Annotated in this window: 25 protein-coding genes; 12 read left to right on the forward strand and 13 right to left on the reverse strand. The window is 40.7% G+C overall.

Annotated elements, in window-relative coordinates; all coding sequences use genetic code 11:
- Positions 1-3: 3 nt before the first annotated feature.
- The 4 genes from ftsY to rpmB all read right to left on the reverse strand — a co-directional run bounded on the left by ftsY (position 4) and on the right by rpmB (position 1,736).
- The gene (ftsY, locus tag B3317_RS14975; RefSeq protein ID WP_291113040.1) at positions 4-957 is read right to left on the reverse strand and encodes a signal recognition particle-docking protein FtsY; all 954 of its coding nucleotides are present in this window, start codon (positions 955-957) and stop codon (positions 4-6) included.
- 154 nt (positions 958-1,111) lie between these two features.
- Positions 1,112-1,273 (reverse strand): DUF4295 domain-containing protein, encoded by a 162-nt coding sequence (locus tag B3317_RS14980; protein WP_006801312.1) that lies wholly within the window; start codon positions 1,271-1,273, stop codon positions 1,112-1,114.
- A gap of 14 nt (positions 1,274-1,287) precedes the next feature.
- A complete protein-coding gene (gene rpmG, locus B3317_RS14985; protein ID WP_006801313.1) occupies positions 1,288-1,476 on the reverse strand; it encodes a 50S ribosomal protein L33 in 189 nt (62 codons plus the stop codon).
- Between the two features lie 20 nt (positions 1,477-1,496).
- Complete coding sequence (rpmB, locus tag B3317_RS14990; RefSeq protein WP_006801314.1) at positions 1,497-1,736, reverse strand: 50S ribosomal protein L28; 240 nt, start codon at positions 1,734-1,736, stop codon at positions 1,497-1,499.
- A 252-nt stretch (positions 1,737-1,988) separates the two neighbouring features.
- On the opposite strand from rpmB, the gene B3317_RS14995 reads away from it, so the two are divergent.
- From B3317_RS14995 to B3317_RS15005, 3 genes are all read left to right on the forward strand, one after another.
- Positions 1,989-3,002: an NAD-dependent epimerase/dehydratase family protein gene (locus B3317_RS14995; protein ID WP_291113043.1), complete on the forward strand. Its 1,014-nt coding sequence runs from the start codon at positions 1,989-1,991 to the stop codon at positions 3,000-3,002.
- Between the two features lie 653 nt (positions 3,003-3,655).
- Positions 3,656-4,750, forward strand: coding sequence for a TlpA disulfide reductase family protein (locus B3317_RS15000; RefSeq protein ID WP_291113045.1), 1,095 nt, complete (start codon positions 3,656-3,658; stop codon positions 4,748-4,750).
- Positions 4,751-4,839: 89 nt separating this feature from the next.
- Positions 4,840-5,943 (forward strand): TlpA disulfide reductase family protein, encoded by a 1,104-nt coding sequence (locus B3317_RS15005; RefSeq protein WP_291113047.1) that lies wholly within the window; start codon positions 4,840-4,842, stop codon positions 5,941-5,943.
- Between the two features lie 75 nt (positions 5,944-6,018).
- On the opposite strand, the gene B3317_RS15010 is transcribed toward B3317_RS15005, so the two are convergent.
- From B3317_RS15010 to B3317_RS15040, 7 genes are all read right to left on the reverse strand, one after another.
- Positions 6,019-6,498 (reverse strand): gliding motility lipoprotein GldH, encoded by a 480-nt coding sequence (locus B3317_RS15010; protein ID WP_291113049.1) that lies wholly within the window; start codon positions 6,496-6,498, stop codon positions 6,019-6,021.
- Positions 6,491-8,032 carry a PSP1 domain-containing protein gene (locus B3317_RS15015; protein ID WP_291113051.1) on the reverse strand — a complete coding sequence of 514 codons (1,542 nt, stop codon included), beginning with the start codon at positions 8,030-8,032 and terminating at the stop codon, positions 6,491-6,493. The genes B3317_RS15010 and B3317_RS15015 overlap by 8 nt, the downstream gene beginning before the upstream one ends.
- 126 nt (positions 8,033-8,158) lie before the next feature.
- Positions 8,159-9,283, reverse strand: a complete 1,125-nt coding sequence (gene holB / locus B3317_RS15020; protein ID WP_291113053.1) for a DNA polymerase III subunit delta' — start codon at positions 9,281-9,283, stop codon at positions 8,159-8,161.
- A 68-nt stretch (positions 9,284-9,351) separates the two neighbouring features.
- A complete protein-coding gene (locus tag B3317_RS15025; RefSeq protein WP_291113055.1) occupies positions 9,352-10,302 on the reverse strand; it encodes a methylenetetrahydrofolate reductase in 951 nt (316 codons plus the stop codon).
- 84 nt (positions 10,303-10,386) lie between these two features.
- Positions 10,387-11,757, reverse strand: a complete 1,371-nt coding sequence (gene rseP / locus B3317_RS15030; protein ID WP_291113057.1) for an RIP metalloprotease RseP — start codon at positions 11,755-11,757, stop codon at positions 10,387-10,389.
- A 15-nt stretch (positions 11,758-11,772) separates the two neighbouring features.
- Entirely contained in the window at positions 11,773-12,921 is a 1,149-nt protein-coding gene (locus B3317_RS15035) for a 1-deoxy-D-xylulose-5-phosphate reductoisomerase (RefSeq protein WP_291113059.1), read from the reverse strand.
- 8 nt (positions 12,922-12,929) lie between these two features.
- Positions 12,930-13,814: a murein hydrolase activator EnvC family protein gene (locus B3317_RS15040; protein ID WP_291113061.1), complete on the reverse strand. Its 885-nt coding sequence runs from the start codon at positions 13,812-13,814 to the stop codon at positions 12,930-12,932.
- Between the two features lie 270 nt (positions 13,815-14,084).
- Here B3317_RS15040 and spt point away from each other — a divergent pair, with 270 nt between their 5' ends.
- The 3 genes from spt (at position 14,085) to B3317_RS15055 (ending at position 18,062) form a co-directional block, all read left to right on the forward strand.
- Positions 14,085-15,293, forward strand: a complete 1,209-nt coding sequence (gene spt / locus B3317_RS15045; protein WP_291113063.1) for a serine palmitoyltransferase — start codon at positions 14,085-14,087, stop codon at positions 15,291-15,293.
- Between the two features lie 176 nt (positions 15,294-15,469).
- Positions 15,470-16,141, forward strand: coding sequence for a gliding motility-associated C-terminal domain-containing protein (locus B3317_RS15050; RefSeq protein ID WP_291113065.1), 672 nt, complete (start codon positions 15,470-15,472; stop codon positions 16,139-16,141).
- Between the two features lie 445 nt (positions 16,142-16,586).
- Positions 16,587-18,062, forward strand: coding sequence for a hypothetical protein (locus B3317_RS15055; protein WP_291113067.1), 1,476 nt, complete (start codon positions 16,587-16,589; stop codon positions 18,060-18,062).
- A gap of 15 nt (positions 18,063-18,077) precedes the next feature.
- Here B3317_RS15055 and mazG read toward each other — a convergent pair whose 3' ends face one another.
- Positions 18,078-18,860, reverse strand: a complete 783-nt coding sequence (gene mazG / locus B3317_RS15060) for a nucleoside triphosphate pyrophosphohydrolase (RefSeq protein ID WP_291113069.1) — start codon at positions 18,858-18,860, stop codon at positions 18,078-18,080.
- Between the two features lie 60 nt (positions 18,861-18,920).
- Entirely contained in the window at positions 18,921-20,957 is a 2,037-nt protein-coding gene (locus tag B3317_RS15065) for a protein-disulfide reductase DsbD family protein (protein ID WP_414647512.1), read from the reverse strand.
- A gap of 483 nt (positions 20,958-21,440) precedes the next feature.
- Between B3317_RS15065 and B3317_RS15070 the strand changes: the two genes are divergently transcribed.
- The 6 genes from B3317_RS15070 to B3317_RS15095 all read left to right on the forward strand — a co-directional run bounded on the left by B3317_RS15070 (position 21,441) and on the right by B3317_RS15095 (position 25,850).
- The gene (locus tag B3317_RS15070) at positions 21,441-21,734 is read left to right on the forward strand and encodes a hypothetical protein (RefSeq protein WP_291113074.1); all 294 of its coding nucleotides are present in this window, start codon (positions 21,441-21,443) and stop codon (positions 21,732-21,734) included.
- The gene (locus B3317_RS15075) at positions 21,731-22,036 is read left to right on the forward strand and encodes a hypothetical protein (protein WP_291113076.1); all 306 of its coding nucleotides are present in this window, start codon (positions 21,731-21,733) and stop codon (positions 22,034-22,036) included. The genes B3317_RS15070 and B3317_RS15075 overlap by 4 nt, the downstream gene beginning before the upstream one ends.
- A gap of 348 nt (positions 22,037-22,384) precedes the next feature.
- The gene (locus B3317_RS15080) at positions 22,385-22,630 is read left to right on the forward strand and encodes a hypothetical protein (RefSeq protein WP_291113078.1); all 246 of its coding nucleotides are present in this window, start codon (positions 22,385-22,387) and stop codon (positions 22,628-22,630) included.
- A gap of 69 nt (positions 22,631-22,699) precedes the next feature.
- The gene (locus B3317_RS15085; protein ID WP_291113080.1) at positions 22,700-24,007 is read left to right on the forward strand and encodes a solute carrier family 23 protein; all 1,308 of its coding nucleotides are present in this window, start codon (positions 22,700-22,702) and stop codon (positions 24,005-24,007) included.
- A gap of 350 nt (positions 24,008-24,357) precedes the next feature.
- Complete coding sequence (ndk, locus tag B3317_RS15090; RefSeq protein WP_291113082.1) at positions 24,358-24,819, forward strand: nucleoside-diphosphate kinase; 462 nt, start codon at positions 24,358-24,360, stop codon at positions 24,817-24,819.
- 8 nt (positions 24,820-24,827) lie between these two features.
- Positions 24,828-25,850, forward strand: a complete 1,023-nt coding sequence (locus B3317_RS15095) for a M23 family metallopeptidase (protein ID WP_291113084.1) — start codon at positions 24,828-24,830, stop codon at positions 25,848-25,850.
- The last annotated feature ends 352 nt before the right edge of the window (positions 25,851-26,202 follow it).

Here is a 26,202-nt window from a genome sequence, read left to right on the forward strand (position 1 = left end):
TTCTTATTCTCCAAAGAGACTGTTGACAAACTCGCGGCGGCGAAATACCTGAAGATCGTCAATGCCCTCTCCTAAACCTATATATTTTACCGGTATCTTGAATTGATCGGAAATACCAATTACAACACCACCTTTTGCCGTACCGTCCAGTTTGGTGATAGCCAAAGCTGTAACATCGGTAGCTGCAGTAAACTGTGTAGCCTGTTCAAATGCATTTTGTCCGGTAGAGCCGTCCAGTACAAGTAGCACTTCATGCGGTGCTCCCGGAACTATCTTATCCATCACTTTCTTTATTTTTGAAAGCTCGTTCATCAAACCGATTTTGTTATGAAGCCGTCCTGCTGTATCTATTATTACAATATCAGCATTGTTTGATTTAGCAGAACTCAATGTGTCAAAAGCCACGGAAGCCGGGTCGGAACCCATTGCCTGTTTGATAACCGGGACACCTACGCGTTCGCCCCAGATAACCAGTTGCTCAACAGCCGCAGCACGAAAGGTATCGGCAGCACCAAGATATACGGACTTACCGGCTTTCTTAAACTGGTTTGCCAGCTTGCCGATTGTAGTTGTTTTACCAACCCCATTAACTCCGACAACCATTATTACATATGGTTTTGCTGCTTCCGGAACAGAAAAATCATCATTGTCTACAGCATTATTTTCTGTCAATAAATCAGCGATTTCTTCCCGTAACAGATTTTTCAACTCTTTATCGTCTACATATTTATCCTTTGCCGCCCGTTTTTCGATACGTTCGATAATCTTCAATGTAGTATTTACCCCTACATCCGACATAATCAACACTTCTTCGAGTTGATCGAGCACATCATCGTCTACTTTCGATTTTCCGGCAATAACACGTGATAGTTTGGAAAACATCGACTCTTTAGTTTTTTCCAATCCTTTGTCAAGTGTTTCCTTTTTTTGCTTCGAAAAGAAATCAAATAATCCCATAGATTCTATTCTTCTGATTATATAGATAAAAATAAATCAATCTCTTAAGCCTTGCGGCCATCCAGCTTTTTACCTTCTGCAAAGCTACGAAATGGATAATAAAAAACCTCCCTGCATAAGAATGAAGGAGGTGTTTTAAATATTTTTAACAAGATTATTTTGCGAAATAATCTTTTACTGATTCGTTTGGAACCATTTCTTCTTTAAATGTGTAAGCGCCTGTTTTAGGAGACTTTACCATTTTGATTACTTTAGCATAGTTACGACCGTCTTTTGCTGATGGGTCACGATAACCTGCGACTGTTTTCTTTGCCATGGTTTATCTTGTTTTTACTTGATTTCTTTATGTACAGTTACTCTTTTTAATATAGGATTGTACTTTTTCAGTTCCAATCTCTCTGTAGTATTTTTTCTGTTCTTAGTAGTAATGTAACGGGATGTACCCGGCATACCACTGGCTTTGTGCTCTGTGCACTCCATTATTACCTGGATTCTGTTTCCTTTTGCTTTCTTAGCCATTTCCTGTTCCTCCTAAATAATTAAGCGTTTAAATAACCATCTGCGGCCGCTCTTTTGATTGCAGCGTCCAATCCAATTTTATTGATTGTACGAAGGCCTGCAGCTGAAACATTCAGGCTAACCCAACAATCTTCTTCTACCCAGTAGAATTTCTTTTTAAAAAGATTGACATTAAATTTCCTCTTAGTCTTTCTGTTCGAGTGAGAAACATTATTGCCAACCATAGCTTTTTTTCCTGTAATTTGACAAATCTTGGACATCGCTATTGTGTTTTATATGTTTATTTTTATATTATATCCTATCCAAATCGGGTTGCAAATTTAGTCATATTTTTCAAACCTACAAATATTTATATCGTTAAAGTTCTTTTTATTTCCAGTTTCAATCTAACTAATCCTCTTAATGTGATCGCTATAAACTATTTTTAATTCATTTTGCCGATAAATTTACTATTCAGGAGACAGGCAGACGCCTTTATCCATATTGGTAAATAATATTTGTATCTTTGTGGTATGAATAATAAACGCATACTCATTACAGGAGCCAGTGGCTTTATCGGTAGCTTTCTGGTCGAAAAGGCTTTGGAAAAAGGATATGAAACCTGGGCCGGAATCCGCAAAAGCAGCAGTCGCGAATATTTGCAGGATAAGCGTATTCAGCTTATAGACCTCCCCTTTCATGATAAGGATAAATTAACGGAGGACTTATGCCGCTTTGTTTCCGAACATGGCAAATTCGATTATATTATTCATAATGCCGGAGTCACAAAATGTTTAAACCCCAATGATTTCGACAGGGTTAATTTTCAATATACGGCTGATTTTATAGATGCACTCAAGGATGCGGATGCTGTTCCCGGAAAGTTCTTATTAATGAGCAGCCTCAGTGTATGCGGGCTTGGAGATGAAACAAACTATGTTCCGCTAAGAATAACCGATACCCCCAATCCGAATACGGCATACGGAAAGAGCAAGCTTAAGGCGGAGAAGTATTTGCAATCGACCGGTGATTTTCCATACATCATTCTACGGCCAACAGGGGTGTACGGTCCACGCGAAAAGGATTATTTTCTGATGGTAAAGACTGTGAAATCAGGTTTGGATGTCGGAGCGGGATTCAGACCTCAACACCTGACCTTCATATATGTCAAAGATCTTGTCGATGCTGCATTTCTCGGCTTAGAAAGCGATGTTCGCAACGGAGTTTATTTTGTTGCTGATGGAGACGTATATACCGATAAGGAATATACCCGGTTGGTAAAAGAATCCATAGGCAAAAATCATGTGCTTAGCCTGAAGGTTCCTTTATGGCTATTAAGGGCTGTTTCTGTCATAGCTGAAAATATATCCAGATTGACGAAGAAGCCATCTACCTTAAATAGGGATAAATATAAAATAATGAAGCAACGCAACTGGGAATGCGATATAACCCCACTTTTCAACGACCTCCGGTTTTCCCCAAAATACAATCTGAAAAAGGGGTTGGAAGAATCCATAAAATGGTATAAGGAAAACGGTTGGTTGTAATCTGTTTACAATATGACTGCGGAAAGAATATCACACGACAATAAGTGTATTTAAACCTGGCCATATTCCACTTAATTAATGCGAATCAGTAGTTGGACTACCGATCCACATTATCAAAAACCGAATCATTTATCTATACAATAAACCATTAGGGCTCTTTGAAGTATTGTAGTAAGTGAAAAGTGAAAAACGAATTGAAAATCGGCGGAGCCAAAAGTGAAGAACGAAAAATTATACGAAATACAAGTTGTTGACTGTTGACTGTTAACTGATATATCTGTTACTTTTGTTACTTTTTTTGAGATACGAGTAGACAAGATACAAGTAGACAAGATACGAGATACGAGTTGTTAACTGCTAACTGTTGACTATAAATAGTGTTACCTTTGTTACTTTTTAACAAGTTGTAAGATTTAAGTAGTAATGTCATCAGTTCAACGTTTATTCCTCTTTCATTTGGCGGCAAATATTTTCAAAAGAAGAATAAACAGGCAATATTAAGAACTGATACTCCGTTATATATAGATAAATCGATTGAAATATAATTACATGCCAATTATTAACTAATGGACTTTGATAATTCTCTGTCCGAAGTATTTGGTTATCTTTGCACATAAATAAAATTTATAGAAATAAATAATACTTTTCTTTTAATGAAAAAAATCACATTAATCCTAGCTATTCTGACGGTGGTATTAGCTTCGTGTCAGGATAAGAATGCGTATACTATTGAGGGTAATTTCACTGAAAATACATTTGATGGTAAAATGATATATCTTCAAAAGATAGATAGCATGAGAGCCGAATCATCAACAGTGATAGATTCAGTAGTATTGAAAGACGGGAAATTTAAGTTCAAAGGAACTACCGATGGCGATCCTATTATGGGATTTATCTCCGTAGGTAAGCTGGAATCGCCTGAGGCAGATTCCCCTGTAGGAACGCTTATCCTGGAGCCGGGAGCGATAAAGATAACACTAGAAAAAAATGCAGTAAGTACAAGCGGAACTCCAAGGAATGACGAGTTTAATAAGGTTCAGACTGCAATGAATAAGATGGCTGCTTTATACAAGGAAGTAAATGATGCCGGAGGTGTACAGGGGGTTCCGGATGCTAACTCAAGAATGGAAGCATTGCAGGAAGAAATGCAAAAAGCTAACTTTGAATTTACAAAGGCAAATATGGCAAATAAGGCCGGTGAATTTTTGTTCTACTCTTCTGCATCGATGTTTACAATGGAGCAACTGAAAGAATTGTTGCCGTTGGCTGACAGTACCTTCCGTAATACTCCGGAGATGAAAGCCCTGGAAAAAGAACTGAACAGGGTAGTACCGGAAGTAGGCCAGGCATTTGCTGATGCGCAGTTGGTAGACATGACAGGTAAGGCTGTTGCCTTGTCTGAATATGCAGGCAAAAGCAAATGCGTACTTATCGATTTCTGGGCTTCGTGGTGTGGTCCGTGTATTCAGGAAATGCCGGGTCTCGTGAAAACATATAATGCATATAAGGCCAAAGGTCTTGAAATTATAGGAATATCTGTTGATGAAGACAGACAGGCATGGCTCAATGCAGTGAAAGCCCATAAAATGACATGGATACAATTAGGGGATGACACAAAATCTGCCTCAGAACTATATGGTGTAAACACTATACCGCATACTGTTTTATTAGACGGAAATGGTGTGATTGTAGCTAAAGACCTGCGGGGACCTGCATTGGAAGCTAAGATTGCAGAAATACTCGATTAAACAATAGATTACATTCCTTGTTTTATTACTAATGGTTTGAATAATTTATTCGAAAACTTATATATTAACTGTCCTAATTTATTAATAAAATGAAGAAAATTATATTATCACTATCAACAGTACTGGTGTTGGTTACGTCTTGCGGCGAAAAAGACCAGTTTACTATTAATGGTACAGTAGCCGGAGCATCTGATAGTGCTAAGGTGTACTTGCAGACGCTTGAGGATAATTGGAAAGATCAGGTAGCAATCGATTCTGCTTATGTAACTAATGGTAAATTTGAGTTTAAAGGACTTGCAAAGGAAGGGGCGAAAGTTCATTTCATAGCATTGGCTGAACCTACAGATAAAGTAAAAAGACCGGTTTTGTTGGTTGTAGAACCCGGACAAATAGACGTTGCTCTGGATAGTGTTTCTACGATTAAAGGAACAGCTTCGAATGATGCTTATCAAACACTGAATACCAAACTGAACGGATTTGACACGCAATTAAAGGCTGTCTATGAAAAATCGAAACTCGATACGGCTCAGGTTGCACAAGCCGAACTGGAAAAACAGTATGAAGAGATAGATGCTCAGAAAACTAAAGAAATATATGGCTATGTGAAATCAAATATAGAAAGCCAGATAGGCGCTTATATATTCGCGTCCAGATCATATCTGTTTACTTTAGATCAAATGAAAGAGTTATTTGCATCTGTAAAACCTGAATATAAAGCCAACGAAAGGATGGCAAAACTGGAAGCCCGTATACAGGCTCTGGATGCAACCTCGGAAGGTAAAGTATTTACTGATCTGAAAGGGAAAACCCCTGACGGGAAAGATGCTGCTTTGGCAGATTATGCCGGTAAAGGCAAATATGTGCTTGTAGATTTTTGGGCATCATGGTGTCCTCCATGCCGTGCCGAAATGCCAAAACTGGTAGAAGCATACAAGCAATTTGGCACAAAGGATTTTGAAATCGTAGGTATTTCACTGGATAGAACGAATGAGGACTGGGTAAAAGGAATTAAAGACCTGGGGATTACATGGCCTCAGATATCCGACTTGAAATTCTGGGATAGCGAACTTGCCGGTGCTTATGGAGTAAATTCCATACCTCACCTTGTGTTGCTTGACAAAGACGGTAAGATTATGGCTCGCGGGCTAAACGCCGATGAAGCTATAGCCAAATTGACTGAATTGCTTAAATAATAATCAGGCTGTAAAAATAAGGAAAGAGCTTATCAGTAATGATAAGCTCTTTTCTTATTCATATACTTGTACGTTTTATTCTTTCCTTGCTATCCTTACTCCGATTTTCTCAATACCTGTCAGTCGCTGATCGCGCATACCATGCCCTATTATTATCTGATGATTACGTCTTTCCTTAAAGATAATATTATCGTCAAAAACAAAAGAAGCCTGATATAATGTGCCGAATCCTGAACCTGTCCACTTTCCGAATTTATCAGCCAACATGAACTCTTTTTCCCGTTTTGTAAATACAGAATCGTTATAAATATCTGTTTGTACGAAGAACCAGATATTCTGATATGGATAATTTACATTATTGGTCACCTCAAAATACATGGTGTATGGGACATTCAATTCGAAAACGGTGGAATCTATATCAAATATCAGTTTATCATTCTGTGCCCACTCCGCATCTTTTATTTCATGGAAACGGTAATATACCTCCTGCTTGTTGCAGGAGATAGCTATGATAGTTAACAGTATGCCGCATAAGGCGTATAGAGACTTATGCATCAGGCTTTTTCTGGTCGGGCTTCCCATTTTTGTTATGTCTGTTTCTGTCGTTCCTGTTATTTCTATGGCTGTTGTTTTTATTCTGGTTCTGACCTTGTTGATTATTGTTTTCAGGCCTGTTGTTATTGTTTGGTCTGGCATTCGGATTAGCGTTTGCCTGCTTGTTATTGTTTACCTGCCTGTTATTTCCTCCCTGATTGTTCGGTGTGCCTTGTCCGCTATTTTCAGACCTGTTCTTTACAAACTTTTTCTTCTTATTATTCCGGTTACTGTTACCACTGTTGTTGTCGAAGCGATTGATATTTTCCTGCAATATATCGTGCGAGGTAACTTTTTCTGCCTGTTCCTGAGGCTCAGTAGTAAGATGTGTCGGCTTTCCTCCCTGCTTGTTGATTCTGATTACTTCATATACCCGGTCTTTAGGCAGTGTAACGAGATTCGCCGCAAAGTGCTTGTCGGTAGAATATGTCATTTCACCCGAAAGAATATCAGTCTTGAAATGGTAGAATGAGGCATCTTTAGTTTCTAAAACCACTTCTCTTGAAGGCAATTTACGTTGAGCCTCCACGTAAGTATCCACTTCGAAATTGAGGCAGCATTTCAGCTTTCCGCACTGTCCCGCTAGCTTTTGAGGGTTTAGCGGAATATCTTGCAGGCGTGCTGCCGATGTAGAAACCGAAACGAAATTGGACATAGAACTGGAGCAACATAATTCGCGACCACATGGGCCGATACCACCTACACGTCCGGCTTCCTGACGCGCACCTATCTGCTTCATTTCTATCTTTACACGGAATTCCGATGCGTATACTTTTATCAATTGACGGAAGTCTACCCGTTCATCAGCTATATAGTAGAAAATAGCTTTGTTGCCATCTCCCTGAAATTCAACATCACTGATTTTCATGGCCAGTTTCAGCTCTTCGGCGATTTCCCGCGCACGGAGCATCGTTTTATGTTCTTTGGATCTTGCTTCGTTCCATTTATCAATATCGGTCTGCTTAGCAATGCGGTAGATACGCTTGGTTTCACCTCGGTAATTATTTTTAAGCATTTGCAGCTGAACCAGCTTTCCGGTCAGGGTTACTTCTCCTATATCGTGTCCCGGAGATGCTTCCACAGCTACGATATCTCCTCTGTATATCTCTACATTGTTGCTGTTCAAGTAATATCCTTTTCGTGTATTCTTGAACTGTACTTCTACCATTTGTGATTCTCCGGCAACTTCCGGTAAATCCTGTAACCAGTTGTAAACTTCCAGTTTGTTCGTCCCCGAGCAGCAGGAACCACCTTTTTTAGAGCAGCCGCCTCCTGATTTACAAGAACAACCTCCTCCCGATTTGCATGAGCAACTTCCTCCGGAGCTACAGCCTCCTCCCGAGCCGCAGCCGCAACTTCTTGCGCCTACAGCATATCCTGTTTCAGTACCTGCTGTTTCCAAAGCTTTTTTGTTCGCTTTAGCACAGGTGCATCCCACGGGCGTTTTGCAGGTACCCTGGCAATCGTGTGGGACAAATGTATTTTGATTTTCCATTATATGTTTTTTTTAATTAATTAAGACAAAGCCCCTTTTATGGCTTTGTGGGTTTATATTTAAGTATATTCAATCTAACTACTTGTTGCATTCTGATTTAATAAAGTAATAAATATGTTTGCAACCTTATTGTTTTATAAGCATGGTTATTTTCAGGCAAAGATCGAAAAATACCATCTTTGCATTTACATTTTGCTCTATATGTCTCTCTGCCAAGGCCAGTTCGTCCATAAATCCCATTATGTTCCGTTCGTTGATAAACGGGGCGAAGCGGGTTCCAAAGTTTGCTTCGTCCTGAGCCAGATATATCATTTCGGGCTGACTCATGTTACTGACAAAATACTCACGGATCATTCGCTGGCAGTATTTCAGAAAACCTTTCTGATTTTCGCGCCCTACGCCGGCTATTTCATTTCCGATGGCTTTTATTTCTTTTATGTTGCGGGCATATGAGGCTCGCATCATCTGGATGAAGAGGTTGAAAAAGAATTTATGTTCCTCATTCAGACTGATTGTTTCCATCGCCTTCAGGTAGCTGCCGTTTGCCAGATGGGCTACACTTGCCGCATCTTCGGGTGTGATATTATATGCCGATTCCAAAGCCTGGGTTATATCCTTTTCTTTTACGCCATGTATGTTGACACGCTGGCAACGCGATTGTATGGTAGTGATAATGTTATCCGGAATATCAGAAACCAATAGGAATATCGTATTGTCTGTCGGCTCCTCTATGATTTTCAGTAGTTTGTTGGCACATGATTCGTGCATTTTTTCGGGAAGCCAGATAATCATTACTTTATATTTGGCCTCATATATCCTTAAACTCAGCTTACGGATGATTTCTTCGCTCTCTTTGGCGTAGATCAGCCCCTGGGAATTTTCAGCATCGATATAATCGAGCCACTGGCTGAGATTGAAATAGCAGTTTTGCTTGATAAATTCGCGCCATTCGGTAATATAATCGTCGCAGACTTCTTTTTTCTTTGTCGCCTTTTTTATAATCGGGAAAACGAAATGAAGGTCCGGATGTGCCAGATGATTATATTTTACGCAGGAAGGGCATTTACCGCAGGAATCTGTTTGCGAAGGATTTTCACAATTCAGATATTGGGCATAAGCAAGCGCAAGAGGGAATTTTCCAACGCCTTCTTGTCCGCAAAAAAGCTGTGCATGAGGGATAATTCCCTTTCCTGCCGAACTTATCAACCGCTCTTTTACTTCGTTTTGCCCTATTATATCTTTAAAAAACAAGTATTCTTTCTAATTTATGGGTTATAAAGTTATGAATTACTTTTTTAAGTGCAATTCAATCATCTTACTTAGTATATCTCTTTAGCTATCCGCCTTACGCTTTCGGTCGCCAACAATGAATAAAAGTGCAGGCTTGGCACTCCGTGCGCGATTAGTTCTTTGCATTGTTTTATGCCCCATTCTACGCCTACTTCTTTAGATTCGTCATCTGTTTTACATTTGTGAAGCTCAATTGCCAGTTCTTCCGGAATGCTTGAACGGAATATCCGCGGAAGCACTTCCAGTTGGCTCATCAGTACAATTGGCTTTACTCCCGGAATAATAGGCTGAGTGATTCCTGCCTTACGGCATTTGTCCACAAATGAGAAATATTTTTCGTTATCGAAAAACATCTGGGTAACAAAATATTCAGCTCCATTGTCGGCTTTCTGCTTCATGTAATGTATATCCGCTTCCATACTGGGAGCGTCCTCATGTATCTCGGGATAGCATGCCATACCGTAAGCGAACGGAGTGGCATTTTTTTCAAAAGTCGTACCATCGGCAGCAATGCCTTCGTTGAACCTGTTCACCTGAATTTGCAGGTCGGTGGCATACTCGTTCCTGTTCGGATATATCTGTTCCGGAGCAAGGCGTTTGGTGTCGCCTCTCAATAACAGAAGGTTATGCACGTGCAGAAAATTCAGGTCTATCAGTGCATATTCGGTTTCTTCCTGAGAAAAACCTTTGCATATCATATGCGGGACAGCCGTCACATTATATTTGTGCTGAATAGATGCGGCAATCGCTACCGAGCCGGGACGTTTACGGATATTAACCCTCTTTACCGACCCGTCAGGCATTGCCTGATCGAGATATTCGCTGTGATGTGTTGTTATATTAATATATTGAGGGTCGAATTCAATCAGTTTATCAATGATGTTATACACTTTTTCGATGTTGTTTCCTTTTAACGGAGGAAGTATCTCGAAGGAAAAAGCGGTTTTGTCATTTTTATTTATTAATTCTGTTACGGTCATATCTTATTTTAGTTACGAGTTACAAGTTACGGGCAGACAAGCCTTTTATATTTCAACTTAATTCGTTGGCTAATAGCTTATCCGCTACTTAAAGAAGATTCTCATTATGTCGTTCCCATTGGCGACTAACAGCAAGAGTAGTAAGAATATCATGCCGCCTACCTGTGCATATTCCATAAACTTCTCATTCGGTTGCCGCTTGGTAATGGCTTCGTATAACAGGAACATGATATGTCCTCCATCCAGTGCAGGAATAGGAAGTATATTCATAAAAGCGAGTACGATGGACAGGAATGCGGTCATAGACCAGAATGCGTACCAGTTCCATTGAGCGGGGAACATATTTCCGATACCGGCAAACCCACTCAGGTTTTTCACCCCTTCTTTGGAGAATACGAAACGTATCTGTGCCACATAACCTTTAAGTGTCGCTACACCGTTGTTTATCCCGGCCGGAAACGATTCGAAAAAACCATAGTGATCGGTATGCATATTCTTTTTCGAGAATATATCGGCCATTTTTGTTGGAGATGTGAAGCCGATAACGCCCGATGTGTCAATGGCTGCTGAAACTGTCTGTACTTCACCGTTTCTGTAGAAAGTGATTGCCAGCGTATGCTTCTCATTATCCCCCAGTTTATTACTTATTTTTGTTACATATTTTTGAACACCCAACTGAGAGGTAATCGGCTGTGAATCAAGAGCGGTTATACTATCTCCGCGCATCAGGCCGATTCTTTTAGCCTCGGAGTTTTCGCTTACGCTATCCACAACAGGTGCAGACCAATATTCATAAGCCACTTGTTTCGATGCAATTACACTATCGGCAAAGCTTTCGGGGAGAGTCAGTTCCATTTGTTTGCCATTGCGTACTATGGTTACGCTCTTGGCATCGATGAAATGCATAAATGTATTCATATCGAGAACCCCGCGCCCCAAAACAAGTTCTTTGCCGTCGGCACTTACCAGTATATCTTTATCCTGAAATCCTCCGTTTCTTTTTACCGTTTCGGAGAAGACCATCCCGTCCTTTACATTTTTCAGGGGCAGGTATTCGTCACCCCATACAAACAGCATCATAGAGAAGATGATGATGGCCAGAATGAAATTGAATAATACGCCTCCTACCATTACGAGCAGGCGTTGCCATGCCGGTTTGGAACGGAATTCCCATGGCTGGGGCGGGAGAGCCATCTGCTCCTTATCCATCGATTCGTCTATCATTCCCGATATTTTCACATATCCGCCTAATGGTAACCAGCCGATCCCGTATTCCGTATCGCTGTTCTTTGGCTTATATTTGAACAGGGAGAACCACGGGTTGAAGAATAAATAGAACTTCTCAACTCTTATCTTGAAGAGGCGGGCGAATAAGAAATGCCCGAACTCATGTATAATAACCAGTATCGATAAACTTAGGATTAATTGTAACGCTTTAATTAAAATTGTTTCCATTAAAAATTCAGAGTGTTATTTGATAAATTCTTTTGCTACATAACGGGCTTCCGTATCGGTCTGCACATAATCTTCGTACGACGGAGCCTGAATAAAACTTGTTTTGTGCATTGTTTTCTCTATAACGTCGCTCATTTCCAGAAATCCGACTTTGTCTTTCAGGAAAGCGGCTACCGCTATTTCGTTTGCCGCATTCATGATGCAGGCCATATTTCCTTTTACCCGCGCGGCTTCGAATGCAAATGCCAGATTGCGGAAACGCTCCATGTCGGGTTTTTCGAATGTCATTGTTTTCAGCTTGAAGAAGTCGAGCCGTTCGAAATTCGATTTCAACCTATTGGGATAAGCCAACGCGTATTGTATCGGCAGATGCATGTCTGGCAGCCCCAATTGCGCGATAATGGACGAATCCTCGAATTGTACCATCGAATGTATGATGGATTGCGGATGTACAACCACTTCAATCTGACTGGGGGTAACATCAAACAGCCATTTGGCTTCTATCATTTCCAATCCCTTATTCATCAGGGATGCCGAGTCGATCGTAACTTTGGCACCCATGTCCCAGTTCGGATGTTTAAGAGCTTCGGCTTTGGTTACTTTTGCCAGTTGTTCGGCAGAATGGTTTCTGAACGGACCGCCGGATGCCGTAAGGATAATTTTCTCGATGGGAGAACGTTCTCCGTTGAGACATTGAAAGATGGCGGAGTGTTCCGAATCTACAGGCAATATCGGTACTTTATGTTCGATGGCCAGACTTGTAATCAGTTCACCTGCCACCACCAATGTTTCCTTATTTGCCAGCGCGATTACTTTCCCTGCCTTTATAGCGTTTATAGTAGGTTTCAATCCCGAATAACCGACCATGGCAGTAAGTACCATGTCGATGGGCTCGCTTTGCACTACTTCTGCTATCGACTCGCTTCCGGCCCATACTTTGATCGGTAAATGTTGCAGGGCTTCTTTCAGTTGCGCATATTTGTTTTCGTTGGCAATGACTACAACCTCAGGAGAGAACTCCTGCGCCTGCCTGATAAGTAAATCTATATTTTCATTGGCAGTCAGGGCGTATATTTCGAAATGTCCGGGGTTTTCCCTGACTATATCGAGGGCTTGTGTTCCGATAGATCCTGTAGAGCCTAGTATTGCAATATTCCTTTTCATATATGGTCTTAGAAAGATATGTAGTTTTCAGGATTTACGGCGTTGCCTCTATACCAAAGTTCAAATTCGAGGGTTGAAGAGATTGCGGCCTCTCCTTTTTTCTCTTCTTTTTTTGTCTCTATTACAGCTATAGCCTCTCCTGTACGCACCTTATCCCCTGTTTCCTTCAGTAGCAGGGTATTGTATCTGTATACGGAAATAAATCCGTTCTTATGCTGGATTTGTATAGTATGTCCTGTCTTCAGATCATATCCGGCAAAAATGACTACACCCTCCAATGTCGCCAGCACCGTTTCTCTAGGGGAGGTTTTTATCGTTACCCCGAAGTGCCCGCCGGAAGGATCGAATTTGCTTGTTATAATTCCTCTGACCGGCCTGAAGAATACGACACCTTCCATTGGGTTGGTGGTATTTGGCGATAGTACAGACAGGTTATACCGCTCCTCGTCTTCGTATCGTTTGGCATACTCTTTCTCCAAATCTGTTTTCTTGAGCAGAGGGTCGTTCTCGGAAACAGATATCGTGTCGAGAATCTTGACGGAGTCGATCTGGCGGGTACCGTCAAAAATACTGCGGAGATTATTTATATAAGCTTCCTGATATTTCAATTGCTGCTCAAGAGAGTCTGTTTTAATTGCCGACCGGATTGCTTTTTCTCTTACTTCTGCATCGAGATAACCGGGCAGGTAGTAACGGATCGGCGTTGCTATGATGATAGCGGATGTGATTGCAATGAGAAAAAAAGCGAATACGAGAACCAAAACAGCACCCGAAAAGATAGAAGCCTTGATCTTCCATAGCTCTTCAAGTGTATTTTCATTCATTACGGAAAGGCGGTATTTGAAGTGCAGCCGCTTCCATAGATTATGTTTGTTTTTTTTCTTCTTTATCATTCGATTCTATGGCTTTTCCTAACCATCAAAAGGCTTTCAAATTCTGATTATTTGACATATGTAGCCACTAAACTGCAAATTTAAGAAAAAAGCGATATATTACGGGAAGAAGTCACAGAAGATTGTATTAAAATATCCTTTTTTTAAATATTTATTCCAAAAGGGACACATTCTTATTTTTTTTAGCTATTTTTGCAGCCTGTAATTCGCGGAATATTAAATTGTTCCTTAGATGCAGTTATAATAATCTACATTTGTTGTAAGTTGAGTATGAGTTTATTAACTGATAAGTTATATCGGTACGACGCGGCCAGAAATACACGGGCTGCAGGAATTTACCCTTATTTTAGACAAATCCAGAGCGATCAGGACACTGAAGTCGTTATAAATGGAAGAAAAGTGTTAATGTTCGGATCAAACGCCTACCTGGGATTAACCAATCACCCGAAAGTAAAAGAAGCCGCTATCGAAGCTACCCGCAAGTATGGGACGGGGATGGCCGGTTCCCGTTTTCTGAATGGCACTCTCGATATCCATATCGAACTGGAGAAAAAGCTTGCAAAATTTGTAGGCAAAGAGGATGCTATCGTTTATTCGACGGGCTTTAATGTAAATCAAGGTGTAATATCTTGTGTTACAGGGCGTGAAGATTATATATTATGGGACGAACTGGACCATGCTTCCATTATTGAAGGGGCAAGGGTTTCGTATTCCACGAAACTTAAATTCCGCCATAATGATATGGAATCCCTTGAAAAACAACTCCAAAGATGTGAGCCTGATAAGGTGAAACTTATTGTGGTTGACGGGGTGTTCAGTATGGAAGGCGATATCGCAAACCTGCCCGGAATAGTGAAACTTGCCAAACAGTATAACGCCAGCGTAATGGTGGACGAAGCCCACAGCTTAGGTGTTCTCGGCAAAGATTACAGTGGAAAGGGGCTTGTAGAGCAAACTGGTTTGGTCGACGACGTGGAACTTATCATGGGAACATTCAGTAAATCGCTGGCTTCATTGGGCGGATTTATCGCCGGAAGTGAAACTATCCTCGATTATCTGCGCCACAATTCCCGTGCTTATATATTTACAGCCAGTGCTACACCGGCAGCTACAGCAGCAGCCAGCGCAGCGTTGGATATCATCATTTCAGAACCTGAGCGCATTAAGCATTTGTGGGATATTACTAATTATGCATTAGACGGTTTCCGTAGCAGGGGTTTTGAAATAGGACATACCGCTACTCCTATTATCCCGTTATTTATCAGGGATAATGAGAAGACATTCATGATAACAAAATGGCTTTTCGAAGAAGGCATTTTTGTTAACCCTGTAGTGTCTCCGGCTGTTGCTCCGGCAGATACCCTGATTCGTTTCTCTCTGATGGCTACACATACCAAGGAACAGGTTGATATAGCTTTTGAGAAAATAGAAAAAGTATTCAAAAAAGCAGGAATATCCCTGGAAGCTGATGCCCGATAGGCGGAGCGACATTATATAACTGTATTACAAAATAAGATAGCCCTCTGTCCGTTAAAAGATAGAGGGTTTATTGCTTAGTAGCGAACCTATTTATTACTTTTGTATCTGCAACGATAATAGCCGGTTACGGTTAAAAATGTTGCATTTAATACATTCTTGACTTAAAGCGGGTGCTTATGAAAAAAATATCTCTATTATTGTTTATAGTTATTGTATCCCTGCGCCTGCCGGCTCAGGATACAGGGGGCGGGCTTGAAGCCCGTATCGACTATGAAGTGGAAAGACGGGATGCGGCAAATGAAACAATAACCGAAGAAGAGATAAAAAATAAGATATTCTCAGCTCCTGCAACATTCAGTTTTTATGGAAACGGAGGCAGTAAAGCTGTTTATTATACATGGTTTCTCTACAAGAAAGGAGATTTGGAAAATCCTATAGCGCGCTATTCGGATAAGGATATAACAAGATATACCTTCGAAGAGTTTGGAGAATATGTTATGAAACTGGAGGTTACAGACAATGATTCCAATACATCTGAAGATACATTCTCATTTACTATTTCCGAATCTTACCTGGATCAGCCTAATTATTTTTCACCGGGAGACTCTCCGGGCACGAATGACGAGTTCAGGGTTGCATACAGATCTATCGTGAAATTTAAGTGCACTATTTTCAATCGTTGGGGGCAAAAACTCTTTGAATTTACCGATCCGGCTAAGGGCTGGGACGGAACATATAAAGGGAAATATGTGAATACCGGGGTTTACTACTATGTAATAGATGCTTTGGGCTCTGATGGAATCAGATATAAAAGGGGAGGGGATATAAATATTCTCCGTTCCCGCTGAAATGGCTGTTGAAATAAATTTTTATTGTACCTCTAATTTGTTGTTTTATCATTATAATTTTATCTATAGTTATTTACTCCGGCTTTTAATTGATGCTCTCCGAGGAAATAAAAAGCTGGAAACGGAAAAGTGGAAGTTGAATAGAATTATCAATTGACGAAGCTAAATTGACAAAGTGAAAAATAGTGTAAAAAGTGTCAACTTTGTCAACTTTTTATGAGTGGTAAGTTTTAAGTGTAAGAGTATTGTATTTATTCACTGTTGTTTACGGTATGTATGCCGCACTGAACAATAAACAGGGCAAAAAAATGGGGATATGCATTACACCCCTGTAAGCCTTCGGTAGAGATTAATTAATTTGAAGGGTTTGCCCTACTAATAAGAGTGAGATTACTAAGTTCTGATAAAAAAAACTATATTTGAGACATAACCAGTAACTATAAATATGAAATACATCCTGTCGTTCGTCCTTTTTATTCTGCTTTCGGCATCTATGTTTTCTCAGGAGTATAATCTCGCGGGTATGCAGGGATTAAGGAATGGGAAAGGAGAAGTAATGTTGGAATTGAGCGGGTATGAGATTGCTGTTACAACTGTTAAGGGGCAGATAAATAATGAAAAGACAATCGATGCCATAAAAAAGAAGTATAATATAGAAACAGTTCTGGCCGAATATTCTGAACCCGAAATTGAGAGAACAAATAAGATAATAGAATCTGAATCGAAGATAAAAGATCGTCCGAAGGTAAAGCTGAGTCAGGTATGTTATATATTCGGTAAATCGGATAAAGAAGTCGAAGTGGTCTCATTTCAGACACTAAACCAACGTGATATCGTATTGGAAGAGGAGGTTGTCAGGGTATTTCTCGAAAACGGACTTACATATTATATCTCGGATGAAAGGACTGCTAATTCTATTTCGTTCGCCGGTCGGGAAATAAATCTCGGTTCGGCATGTAACTGGATGAGTCCGCATAATGTAAATTGTAAAGGCGGACAGATGAGCTGGTCGGAGTTTCCATCGTTCGAAAGTGCCAATCTGGGTATTAATACACGTATTGATGCCAATGTGAATGAGAATATAAGCATACTGGCTGAGGATGATATAGATGTCGTATTCGAGGGAATCCCTTCCCTTGCCCATCGTGTGGTGTATAAACAGAAATCAGGATTTGGACGGAGAACAAACCCGCTGATTGTTTATTATATAGTTCAGGAGGTCAGGGGGCGATATGTAAGTTGTGTGTTGAGTAATTACGGATATAACAGGAATGATTATGAACTGGCCCCGCTTTTACGGGAAGTAATGAGCATACCCGTATTGCCGGAGACCGCATATAACCAGTTTGATATACCTCAGTTTGAAGAAAATCAGAAAGAAGAGCCAGAGGAGAAGGAATACCTTATAAACCTTGTCGAGATCCGTGCCGGAAGCTGGTTTCCGCTAGGCAGTTTGAGGAATGCGTATAAAGCAGCGCCATCCATCGGTGCTTATGTAGGTTATCCCATAAAGAAAGTAATGGCCGTGGATATTGGTTTTCAGGTAGCTTTTCCTGTAAGCCGGGAACTTTTCGATTATTATTACCGGAAAGAGCCCTATGCTACAAAAGCCGATGTAGTAGTGAATGTAAACGCGCGCTTCCGTTATCAGCAGGAGGCTGCCAGAAATGTTTACTGGACTACCTATGCAGGGGCCGGGGTGATTTCAGTTCAGACCGATCTGGAGAAAGAATATTACGGTGATGGGGAAAGCAAATGGCATAGCTTTGAAACATTGGATGTTTTCGGCGGTGTGAATATACGGTATAAAAAAGTAGGGCTATATCTCGAATATCATTATACACCATATTCCATCGCTAATAAGGTAAGGGCGAATTATGGGAATAGCGCAGTGAATCTGGGTATTGCGGTCTGCTTTTAATCGTATGCCCGTATTTTATTCAGCTTTCTTGGCCTCCTCCCATAAGGCATCCATTTCAGACAGGGTCATATCTTTCAGGATTTTCCCTTGCTTCTTTGCCTCTTGTTCGATATAGTTGAACCGACGGATAAACTTTTGGTTTGTACGTTCCAATGCATTATCAGGATTGACTTTATACAGGCGGGCTGCGTTAATAAGACTGAAGAACATATCTCCGAACTCAGCTTCTGTTTTATTTGCATCCATATTTGCTATTTCATTTTTCAGTTCTGTGAACTCTTCCGAAACCTTATCCCACACATCTTCTTTCTTTTTCCAGTCAAATCCGGCATTACGCGCTTTATCCTGTATCCGGTGAGCCTTAGCGATTGAAGGTAAGGATGCCGGTACTCCTTCGAGGATGGTTTTGTTTCCGCCCTTTTCTTTCAGTTTGAGCTGCTCCCACGATTTCTCCACGTCGCCGGCTGTCTTGGCGGCATCATCTCCGAATACATGGGGATGGCGGAATATGAGTTTATCGCATAGGGCATTACATATATCGGCAATATCATAGGTTTCTTTTTCTTCTCCTATTTTTGCATAGAATATAACGTGGAGAAGCACATCTCCCAGTTCTTTCTTAATCTCGTTATCATTATTTTTAATGATGGCCTCACAGAGTTCATATACTTCTTCGATTGTGTTTGTGCGCAGACTTTCGTTTGTTTGTTTGGCATCCCAGGGACATTTTACCCGTAGTTCGTCCATGATGTCGAGAAGCCTGCCGAATGCTTCCAGCTTTTGGTCTTTTGTATGCATAGCCGCTTATTTTATTATTTAGAGAAAAAGCAGATTCTTTCAAACCTGCTTTCTCTTCCTTTATTTTGTCTCTTCCTTTATTTTCTTGAAGTTAGTAAGTCCTGTATTCAGGAACTCAATGTATTTGTTCACATCTTCATCGTAGGCGTATGAAGGGCCTATTGGTTTTCCCGCATGATCGAGCAATACATAGTATGGTTGGGAATTGGTTCCAAACTTATGGCGTTGCAGGTAACTCCATTTATCTCCGATTGTTTTTAGCTTGGTTGTTTTGCCGTTTTCTTCCACCTCTATAACCTCCGGCAATTTCTTCTTGTCGTCTACCATGAGCGTTATCAGCACATAATCCTTTTCAAGAAGGTCTTTTACACGGGCATCTGTCCATACAGACGCTTCCATCTTACGGCAGTTGACACACCCATATCCCGAAAAGTCTATCATCACAGGCTTATTGTTCTTACGTGCATATTCCATACCGGCTTCATAATCATCAAACTTGGCATGCACTTCTCCTTTATACAGGTTGAAATCCTGAGTAAATAACGGAGGAGAGAAAGCGCTTATCGATTTCAGTGGCGCCCCCCACAAGCCCGGGATCATATAAATGGCAAATGCAAATGAGATGATAGCCAAAAAGAGGCGTGGCACAGATACATGTTTCAGGTCGCTATCGTGCGGTAATTTAAGTTTACCCAACAGATAAACGCCAAGTAATGCAAAAATGGCAATCCACAATACAAGGAACACTTCACGGTCAAGTATGCCCCATCCATAAGCCAAATCGGCTACAGAGAAGAATTTGAGAGCTAAAGCCAATTCCAGAAAACCTAGTACCACCTTTACCGAATTGAGCCATCCTCCCGATTTAGGCATACTTTCGAGCCATGACGGGAATATCGCAAATAACGAGAATGGTATAGCCAGAGCCAAAGCAAAGCCGAACATCCCTATTGCCGGTGCGACAATAGAGCCCGAGCCGGCGGCCTGCACCAACAGCGTCCCGATAATAGGCCCTGTACAGGAGAATGAAACCAGAGCCAGCGTAAATGCCATGAAGAAAATGCTGATAATACCTGTCGTAGAATCGGCCTTCTGGTCCATCTTATTCGTCCATGAAGAAGGTAAAACCAGTTCAAACGCGCCGAAAAACGATATGGCGAAAACAACCAGCAGGGCAAAGAATATCAGATTGAAAATAGCGCTGGTTGCCAGATCATTCAGTGCACTTGCGCCGAATATAGCTGTGATAAGCAATCCTAATGCAACATATATAATAATGATGCCCAAGCCGTAAGTCATGGCATCCTTTATAGCCTTGCCTTTGTTCTTTTTGTTCCGTTTCAGGAAAAAGCTGACAGTCATAGGTATCATCGGCCATACACAAGGTGTAAGTAAGGCCAGAAGCCCCCCGCCGAAACCTCCCAGAAATATCCAGAACAATGATTGGTCGGAAGTGTCTCCGGCTGCACCATAAGCTTTTACTTCTTCTATCACAGGTTTCCAAAGATCGCTGCTGCTGGCTGCTGCTGTTGAGGTTTGGTTCAATGTATCCGTTGTTGCAGTGTCTACAGATGAGGCTTCGTCTGTAATATCCGCAGATGTTCCGCCGGCGGGAACTAATGTTGCCGGCAGATCTTTAGACTTGAAGCTCAAATCTATTTTTATAGGGATACATTGTCCGTCTACTTCGCTACATACCTGGGAACGTAAATCTCCTTCGAGTAGAAATACTGCTTTGTCCGTAACTCTCAGGCGCTGGACGAATGTGGCCTGTGTTTCGTAATATCCGATTTCCATCTGGAATATTTTGTCGTAACTCTTTTTCAGCTTTGAGTTGACAGCTTTAAATTCACCTGCTTTGGTTGCTCCTTTCAGATTGTCTATAGTCAGACTGGTTGGCATAGGGCCTCCTTCCGGGATATGGATATCATAAAGGTGCCATGTAGGATCTATCTTGAAGTTTACGGTTAATTCCATTTCTCCGTTTCCTTTGTCGATAAGCTTTACTGTCCATGTCGCGGGATTCTGGGCATATATTCCAATTGTGGATATAACTGATAAAATCAGGAATAAGAATGCTTTTTTCATAAACAACATCTATATTGATGGGTTATCTTATTTATAAGAATGACAAAGTTAAAAAAAAGAGTGCATAATAACAGAATGGCAATCTCTTTTTTAGATTATTTGGGTAATATACTTTAAATTCTTGTTGTTAGAGACTGTTTAAAAATCGGAACGAATAATTTGAAACAGACTCTAAATAATTAAAAACATAAAAAAAAATACATCCCATTCCCCAAAATTCAAAAATTCCCCAAAATTGCAGTAATATATTGCACCGTGAAAAAATGGAAAGTCTGGAAAGTCCGGATAATCCGGGTATGAAGAAGTTTTGGGTATGGGTATAAGAAGTATTAAAATAATAATTAAAATATGCAGTTGATTTGTTTTTTTTCGTGGCCGGTACATCCGGAATGGGAGCGTCTTACTCTCGGTTTATTTCTGTTTTTTCCTTTGAATATTTTTTTATCCGCAAGCGATAATCTTTAACTATTAACTACAAACTCAATGAAAAGAATGAAGAAAACTTTACAACCATTTGCTGTCACCAGATCATTATTCTTTCTGACAGTATTCCCGTTACAGTCTCAGGTGACGATAGGGGCCGGCATCGAACCTGTCAGGGCTGCTTTGCTGGACCTGAAAGATAATGATCCGGATGGGGATAATGTAACATCCAAAACGGGGGGATTGGTCCTTGCCCGTGTGAAGCTGAAACACATGAAATCAACTTTAGTGCAGCGAATGATTACACAACCAACCTGCAGTGTCATTGGCTTTCTACCCCTCCTCCGGGTAGCGTCCTTGTGAGTGCTACCGCGGAAAACATCAAATTGGGTGACAGCACCGGAGGTATGCTGTGGATCGGTTCACCTGATGTAAGCATGTCAAAAACTAACGGCTGGATTGTATTCGATCTTACAAGCGTGGGGGGCACAAATGAATCTAAGACATTCTACTGCGTTTGGCACGGAATGCGCATCAACGCGGAAGGCGTAAACGGTATTGATCTGCTCAAGTTCCGAGGCCAGTATTACAACATACAAGGGAATCAGGCCATGCCAGCACACACGGTCAGTGTGAATATCATCTGGGAGAAAGTGGCGTTCTAAGCCGGGCCTACCCCCCCACTCGCGCAGACGTCCCGTCTGTGTGTTGCGTAGTAAATATTTTTGCCCTGTCAACAAGACACGATTGGAAGTCCGCGCCAGCAGGAAAAATAACGGAATATAAAAATACAGTAAAGTCGTTATGTAATTTATATAAAGAATACCCGAAGTATTCATACTTTTTCAAAATTGGAAATCTGTGGGTCGTGATGATCCGCAGATTTTTTTATGGATATATTGCTTTATGCGGGAATAATATTTAATGGAATACATATCGGAATTTTGTAAATAATTATTACATTTGCGCCTGATTTACATAACACAAACTAATAGAAGAAAAAACTACGCAAAATGAAACGGTTATTATTAACAATATTTCTGTTTGTAGTAATGGGAATGCAAGCAAATCTTGATGCGCAAACAGGTGCAGAGGGCATGAGGCTCCTCAACGGGGTGGAATACTCCCCTAAAGAGAAAAAGACGGAAGCACATAGCGGACCGCTGCGATATCTGCGGGGAGATTATCTGATATTGATACTTGGAGTGGGTGCATACATTATGATAAAGAGAAGAAAAACCAGAAGAATAGATCTTTAAATACAGAGCCGACATTTAGTTTTCGGCTTTTTTTATGCTTAATTGGTAATGTGAAAAACAATTTTAAGAATGGAAGAGAAAAAAGTAGTATTAGGAATTAAAGAGAAGCCCAGGCCGGCACAATGGCTGCTGTTGAGTATCCAGCATTTATTCGCTATGTTTGGCGCTACAGTCTTGGTTCCCGCTCTGACAGGGATGAGCCCCGCAGTAGCATTGATCTCCAGTGGTATAGGCACACTTGTCTTTATTGTGATAACGAAGGGTAAGGTGCCTTCTTATTTAGGGTCTTCATTTGCCTTTATCAATCCTATTATCGCAGTAAAAGCCTTGGAGCTCGATCCTGCATCGGGAGTAGGTATGGGAAGTTTTCTTGTCGGGAGTTTTCTTGTCGGGGTCACTTATTCTGTTGTCGCTTTGATTATTACCAAGGCGGGTACGAAATGGCTGATGAAATTATTACCGCCTGTAGTTGTCGGTCCGGTTATAATGGTGATTGGGTTGGGCCTTTCGGCAACGGCAGTGAATATGTCTACGAATAATCCGGCCGGGGATTATGATCTTACCTATGTTATAGTTGGTCTGGTGACTCTTACCATAACCATTCTGACTGCGATATTTACCCGTGGTTTCCTGAGCGTGATACCGGTTCTTGTGGGTATCGTAGGGGGATATATATTCTCTATAATTCTGGGTATTGTCGATTTGCAGGCTGTCATAGATGCCAAATGGATTCAACTTCCTCCATTCGAAGTGCCTTTTGTTCATTATACGCCATCATTTACATGGAGGATATTCCTGATGATGGTTCCTGTAGCTATCGTTCCTATTGCCGAGCATATCGGGCATCAGTTGGTACTTAGTAAAGTTGTAAATAAAGATTTGATAAAAGATCCGGGGCTGGACCGGTCCATGCTCGGAGATGGTGTTGCTACAATGATAGCAGCCTCAATCGGTGGGCCTCCGGTAACAACATATGGAGAGAATATCGGAGTGTTGGCTATTACGCGCGCATTCAGTATCTATCTGTTTGTCGGCGCTGCCATATTTGCGATCCTGTTTGGCTTCTGCGGTAAAATAGCGGCCTTGCTTGCCACAATTCCGACTCCGGTTATGGGAGGAGTTTCCATCTTATTGTTTGGTATTATTGCTTCCAGCGGATTGCGTATGCTGGTAGAAAACAAAGTGGATTTCAGCCGTAAGCGCAATCTTATCATATCATCGGTTATTTTGGTTATCGGTATTGGCGGCGCAGCTATTCATATAGGAAAAACTTTTTCACTGGAGGGTATGGCCCTGGCCTCTATCATCGGTGTCGTATTGAATCAGGTATTGCCCGGCAAACAAGTTGTCGATTTCGACGAAATGTTTAAAGATTAAGCATAAAAAACTAATTCTGAGTTATGAATTATATCATTTGTGTTTATAATTCATAACTCATTTCTTTTATATCCTGCACAATTTTACTCTTTGCCTTATCTTCTTTTCAAAGTCCAAAAAATAATAAATGCCGTATTTTCACCATGTTATAATAAGTTAACAGTTGTGATTGATGGTTTATTTGTTATCTTGCTATTTTTTAGCGGTTTATCCGGAAGTATGCTGTAAAACATGTTTAAAATGCTGTTAAATAGTCCTTTTTTGCGGGGAATGAGGTTGCGAGCTTTTGAAAATAGTTTTATATTTGACGGTTATATAAGCTAAATCGTATTCATTTCGAACCAAAAATTATGGAGAAAACCCTTGTTATTCTGAAACCTTCATGCGTTCAACGGGCGTTGATGGGAGAGGTTATTTCCCGCTTTGAAAAGAAAGGTTTACGTTTGGCAGGGATGAAGATGATGCAGTTGACCGACGCTATTTTAAACGAACATTATGCACATCTGAAAGAACGTCCGTTCTTTCGGCGAGTAAAAGATTCTATGCAGATATGCCCCGTTGTAGTTCAATGTTGGGAAGGGATTGATGCGGCTAAGGTAGTTCGCTCACTGATTGGTGTTACCAACGGACGTGAGGCTGCTGCAGGGACTGTCAGAGGCGATTTTTCGGTGAGTGCCCAGGAAAATATTGTACATGCTTCTGATTCCGCAGAGTCGGCAAGAATAGAATTAAAAAGATTTTTCGCAGATAACGAGATATTTGATTATAAACTATCTACATATGCACACTTGTATGCATGTGACGAGATTTAAATTATATTATGCAAGAAAAGAAAAACAGTTTGACCGGGGGCTTAAAAAAACTGAGACTACTACCTTTAGCAGCTATGTTTTTACTACCTATGAGTAGCTTCGCCCAACACACTGCCAATACCTCAGAATCTAATGCAGACAGAGTAGAATTAAAGTATAAACAACGTCACAGCCGGATGAACGCCAATAATCTTTATGCTGATGGTATAAAGATCAAAAGGGACCTTTCCATATTGAAGGAAGTTCAGGAAGAACGTGTGCTTGCAGCAGATGAAATACCGGCCGAAGACCTTTACAGCGGTATCTGGAACAACCGTTATGTAAACGCTTACCGCTCAATAGAAAATATACCCGATACATTTACTGTAAATCTGGCCAATTTTACAATGCCTACTATGGGGTATATAACATCCAACTTCGGGCCTCGCCGCCGCAGAATGCACTATGGTATAGACCTGAAAGTGCAGACCGGTGATACTATCTATGCCGCATTTGACGGAAAAGTACGTGTAAAGCAATATGAACGCCGTGGATACGGTTATTATCTGGCACTCCGCCACCCGAACGGATTGGAAACGGTATATGGGCATTTGTCTAAGTTTCTGGTAGACGAAGACGATGTTGTAAAGTCAGGCGATCCTATTGCGTTGGGAGGAAATACCGGCCGCTCTACAGGTTCGCATCTCCATTTCGAAATACGTTTCCTGGGGAATCCGATTAATCCTATAAAAATAGTCGATTTCGAAAATAAAGTATGCCATAAAGATACGTATGTGGTAACAGCTGATAGTTATAGCAGAAGTTCGAAAGGGGTGAATGTGAATACATTGGCATCTGCCAGTACCCGTTCGAAAGCTAATGTGAAAAATAAATATGCTTCAGGTAATGTTAATTACCATCGTATAAAGTCCGGTGATACATTAGGTGCAATAGCCCGTAAATATGGGACAACAGTAAGTAAAATCTGTTCTTTGAATAGTATAACTGCGAAAACAACATTGCGTCTGGGTAAATCCTTGAGGGTGTCCTGACCTGTAGTTAATTTATAAATAATAACGAAGGCTGCAATAATTAATTATTACAGCCTTCGTTGTTTATATAGAGGCAGAATGGCCGTTGTCTGTTTTGTTGACGAATTGTTTTTATCTATTAGATACAACAAGTAGTTAATTGAGGTTTAATTTTTTGGTTATTAATATTTTTTTAGAACTTTGTGCTTAAACTATATTAAGATATATAGTGATAGAACTGGTTTATCGATGAAATAAATAGAAGGATTTTTATGCAAAGAAATATACAGGAAATAACATCTTATTGTGTTTATTTTCCTCCTGAATATTTGGGAGTTAGCATTATTTTATTAGAGAGAGAGAGAGAGAGAGA

The organism is Dysgonomonas sp. UBA7710 (assembly GCF_002482385.1).
In the GTDB taxonomy this organism is placed as follows: Bacteria; Bacteroidota; Bacteroidia; order Bacteroidales; family Dysgonomonadaceae; genus Dysgonomonas.

What these genes read in the sequence shown, in the direction of transcription:
- ftsY (WP_291113040.1), bottom strand. Translation starts at nt 957, where the DNA reads ATGGGATTATTTGATTTCTTTTCGAAGCAAAAAAAGGAAACACTTGAC.
- B3317_RS14980 (WP_006801312.1), bottom strand. Translation starts at nt 1,273, where the DNA reads ATGGCAAAGAAAACAGTCGCAGGTTATCGTGACCCATCAGCAAAAGAC.
- rpmG (WP_006801313.1), bottom strand. Translation starts at nt 1,476, where the DNA reads ATGGCTAAGAAAGCAAAAGGAAACAGAATCCAGGTAATAATGGAGTGC.
- rpmB (WP_006801314.1), bottom strand. Translation starts at nt 1,736, where the DNA reads ATGTCCAAGATTTGTCAAATTACAGGAAAAAAAGCTATGGTTGGCAAT.
- B3317_RS14995 (WP_291113043.1), top strand. Translation starts at nt 1,989, where the DNA reads ATGAATAATAAACGCATACTCATTACAGGAGCCAGTGGCTTTATCGGT.
- B3317_RS15000 (WP_291113045.1), top strand. Translation starts at nt 3,656, where the DNA reads ATGAAAAAAATCACATTAATCCTAGCTATTCTGACGGTGGTATTAGCT.
- B3317_RS15005 (WP_291113047.1), top strand. Translation starts at nt 4,840, where the DNA reads ATGAAGAAAATTATATTATCACTATCAACAGTACTGGTGTTGGTTACG.
- B3317_RS15010 (WP_291113049.1), bottom strand. Translation starts at nt 6,498, where the DNA reads ATGCATAAGTCTCTATACGCCTTATGCGGCATACTGTTAACTATCATA.
- B3317_RS15015 (WP_291113051.1), bottom strand. Translation starts at nt 8,032, where the DNA reads ATGGAAAATCAAAATACATTTGTCCCACACGATTGCCAGGGTACCTGC.
- B3317_RS15025 (WP_291113055.1), bottom strand. Translation starts at nt 10,302, where the DNA reads ATGACCGTAACAGAATTAATAAATAAAAATGACAAAACCGCTTTTTCC.
- rseP (WP_291113057.1), bottom strand. Translation starts at nt 11,757, where the DNA reads ATGGAAACAATTTTAATTAAAGCGTTACAATTAATCCTAAGTTTATCG.
- B3317_RS15035 (WP_291113059.1), bottom strand. Translation starts at nt 12,921, where the DNA reads ATGAAAAGGAATATTGCAATACTAGGCTCTACAGGATCTATCGGAACA.
- B3317_RS15040 (WP_291113061.1), bottom strand. Translation starts at nt 13,814, where the DNA reads ATGATAAAGAAGAAAAAAAACAAACATAATCTATGGAAGCGGCTGCAC.
- spt (WP_291113063.1), top strand. Translation starts at nt 14,085, where the DNA reads ATGAGTTTATTAACTGATAAGTTATATCGGTACGACGCGGCCAGAAAT.
- B3317_RS15050 (WP_291113065.1), top strand. Translation starts at nt 15,470, where the DNA reads ATGAAAAAAATATCTCTATTATTGTTTATAGTTATTGTATCCCTGCGC.
- B3317_RS15055 (WP_291113067.1), top strand. Translation starts at nt 16,587, where the DNA reads ATGAAATACATCCTGTCGTTCGTCCTTTTTATTCTGCTTTCGGCATCT.
- mazG (WP_291113069.1), bottom strand. Translation starts at nt 18,860, where the DNA reads ATGCATACAAAAGACCAAAAGCTGGAAGCATTCGGCAGGCTTCTCGAC.
- B3317_RS15065 (WP_414647512.1), bottom strand. Translation starts at nt 20,957, where the DNA reads ATGTTGTTTATGAAAAAAGCATTCTTATTCCTGATTTTATCAGTTATA.
- B3317_RS15070 (WP_291113074.1), top strand. Translation starts at nt 21,441, where the DNA reads ATGAAGAAAACTTTACAACCATTTGCTGTCACCAGATCATTATTCTTT.
- B3317_RS15080 (WP_291113078.1), top strand. Translation starts at nt 22,385, where the DNA reads ATGAAACGGTTATTATTAACAATATTTCTGTTTGTAGTAATGGGAATG.
- B3317_RS15085 (WP_291113080.1), top strand. Translation starts at nt 22,700, where the DNA reads ATGGAAGAGAAAAAAGTAGTATTAGGAATTAAAGAGAAGCCCAGGCCG.
- ndk (WP_291113082.1), top strand. Translation starts at nt 24,358, where the DNA reads ATGGAGAAAACCCTTGTTATTCTGAAACCTTCATGCGTTCAACGGGCG.
- B3317_RS15095 (WP_291113084.1), top strand. Translation starts at nt 24,828, where the DNA reads ATGCAAGAAAAGAAAAACAGTTTGACCGGGGGCTTAAAAAAACTGAGA.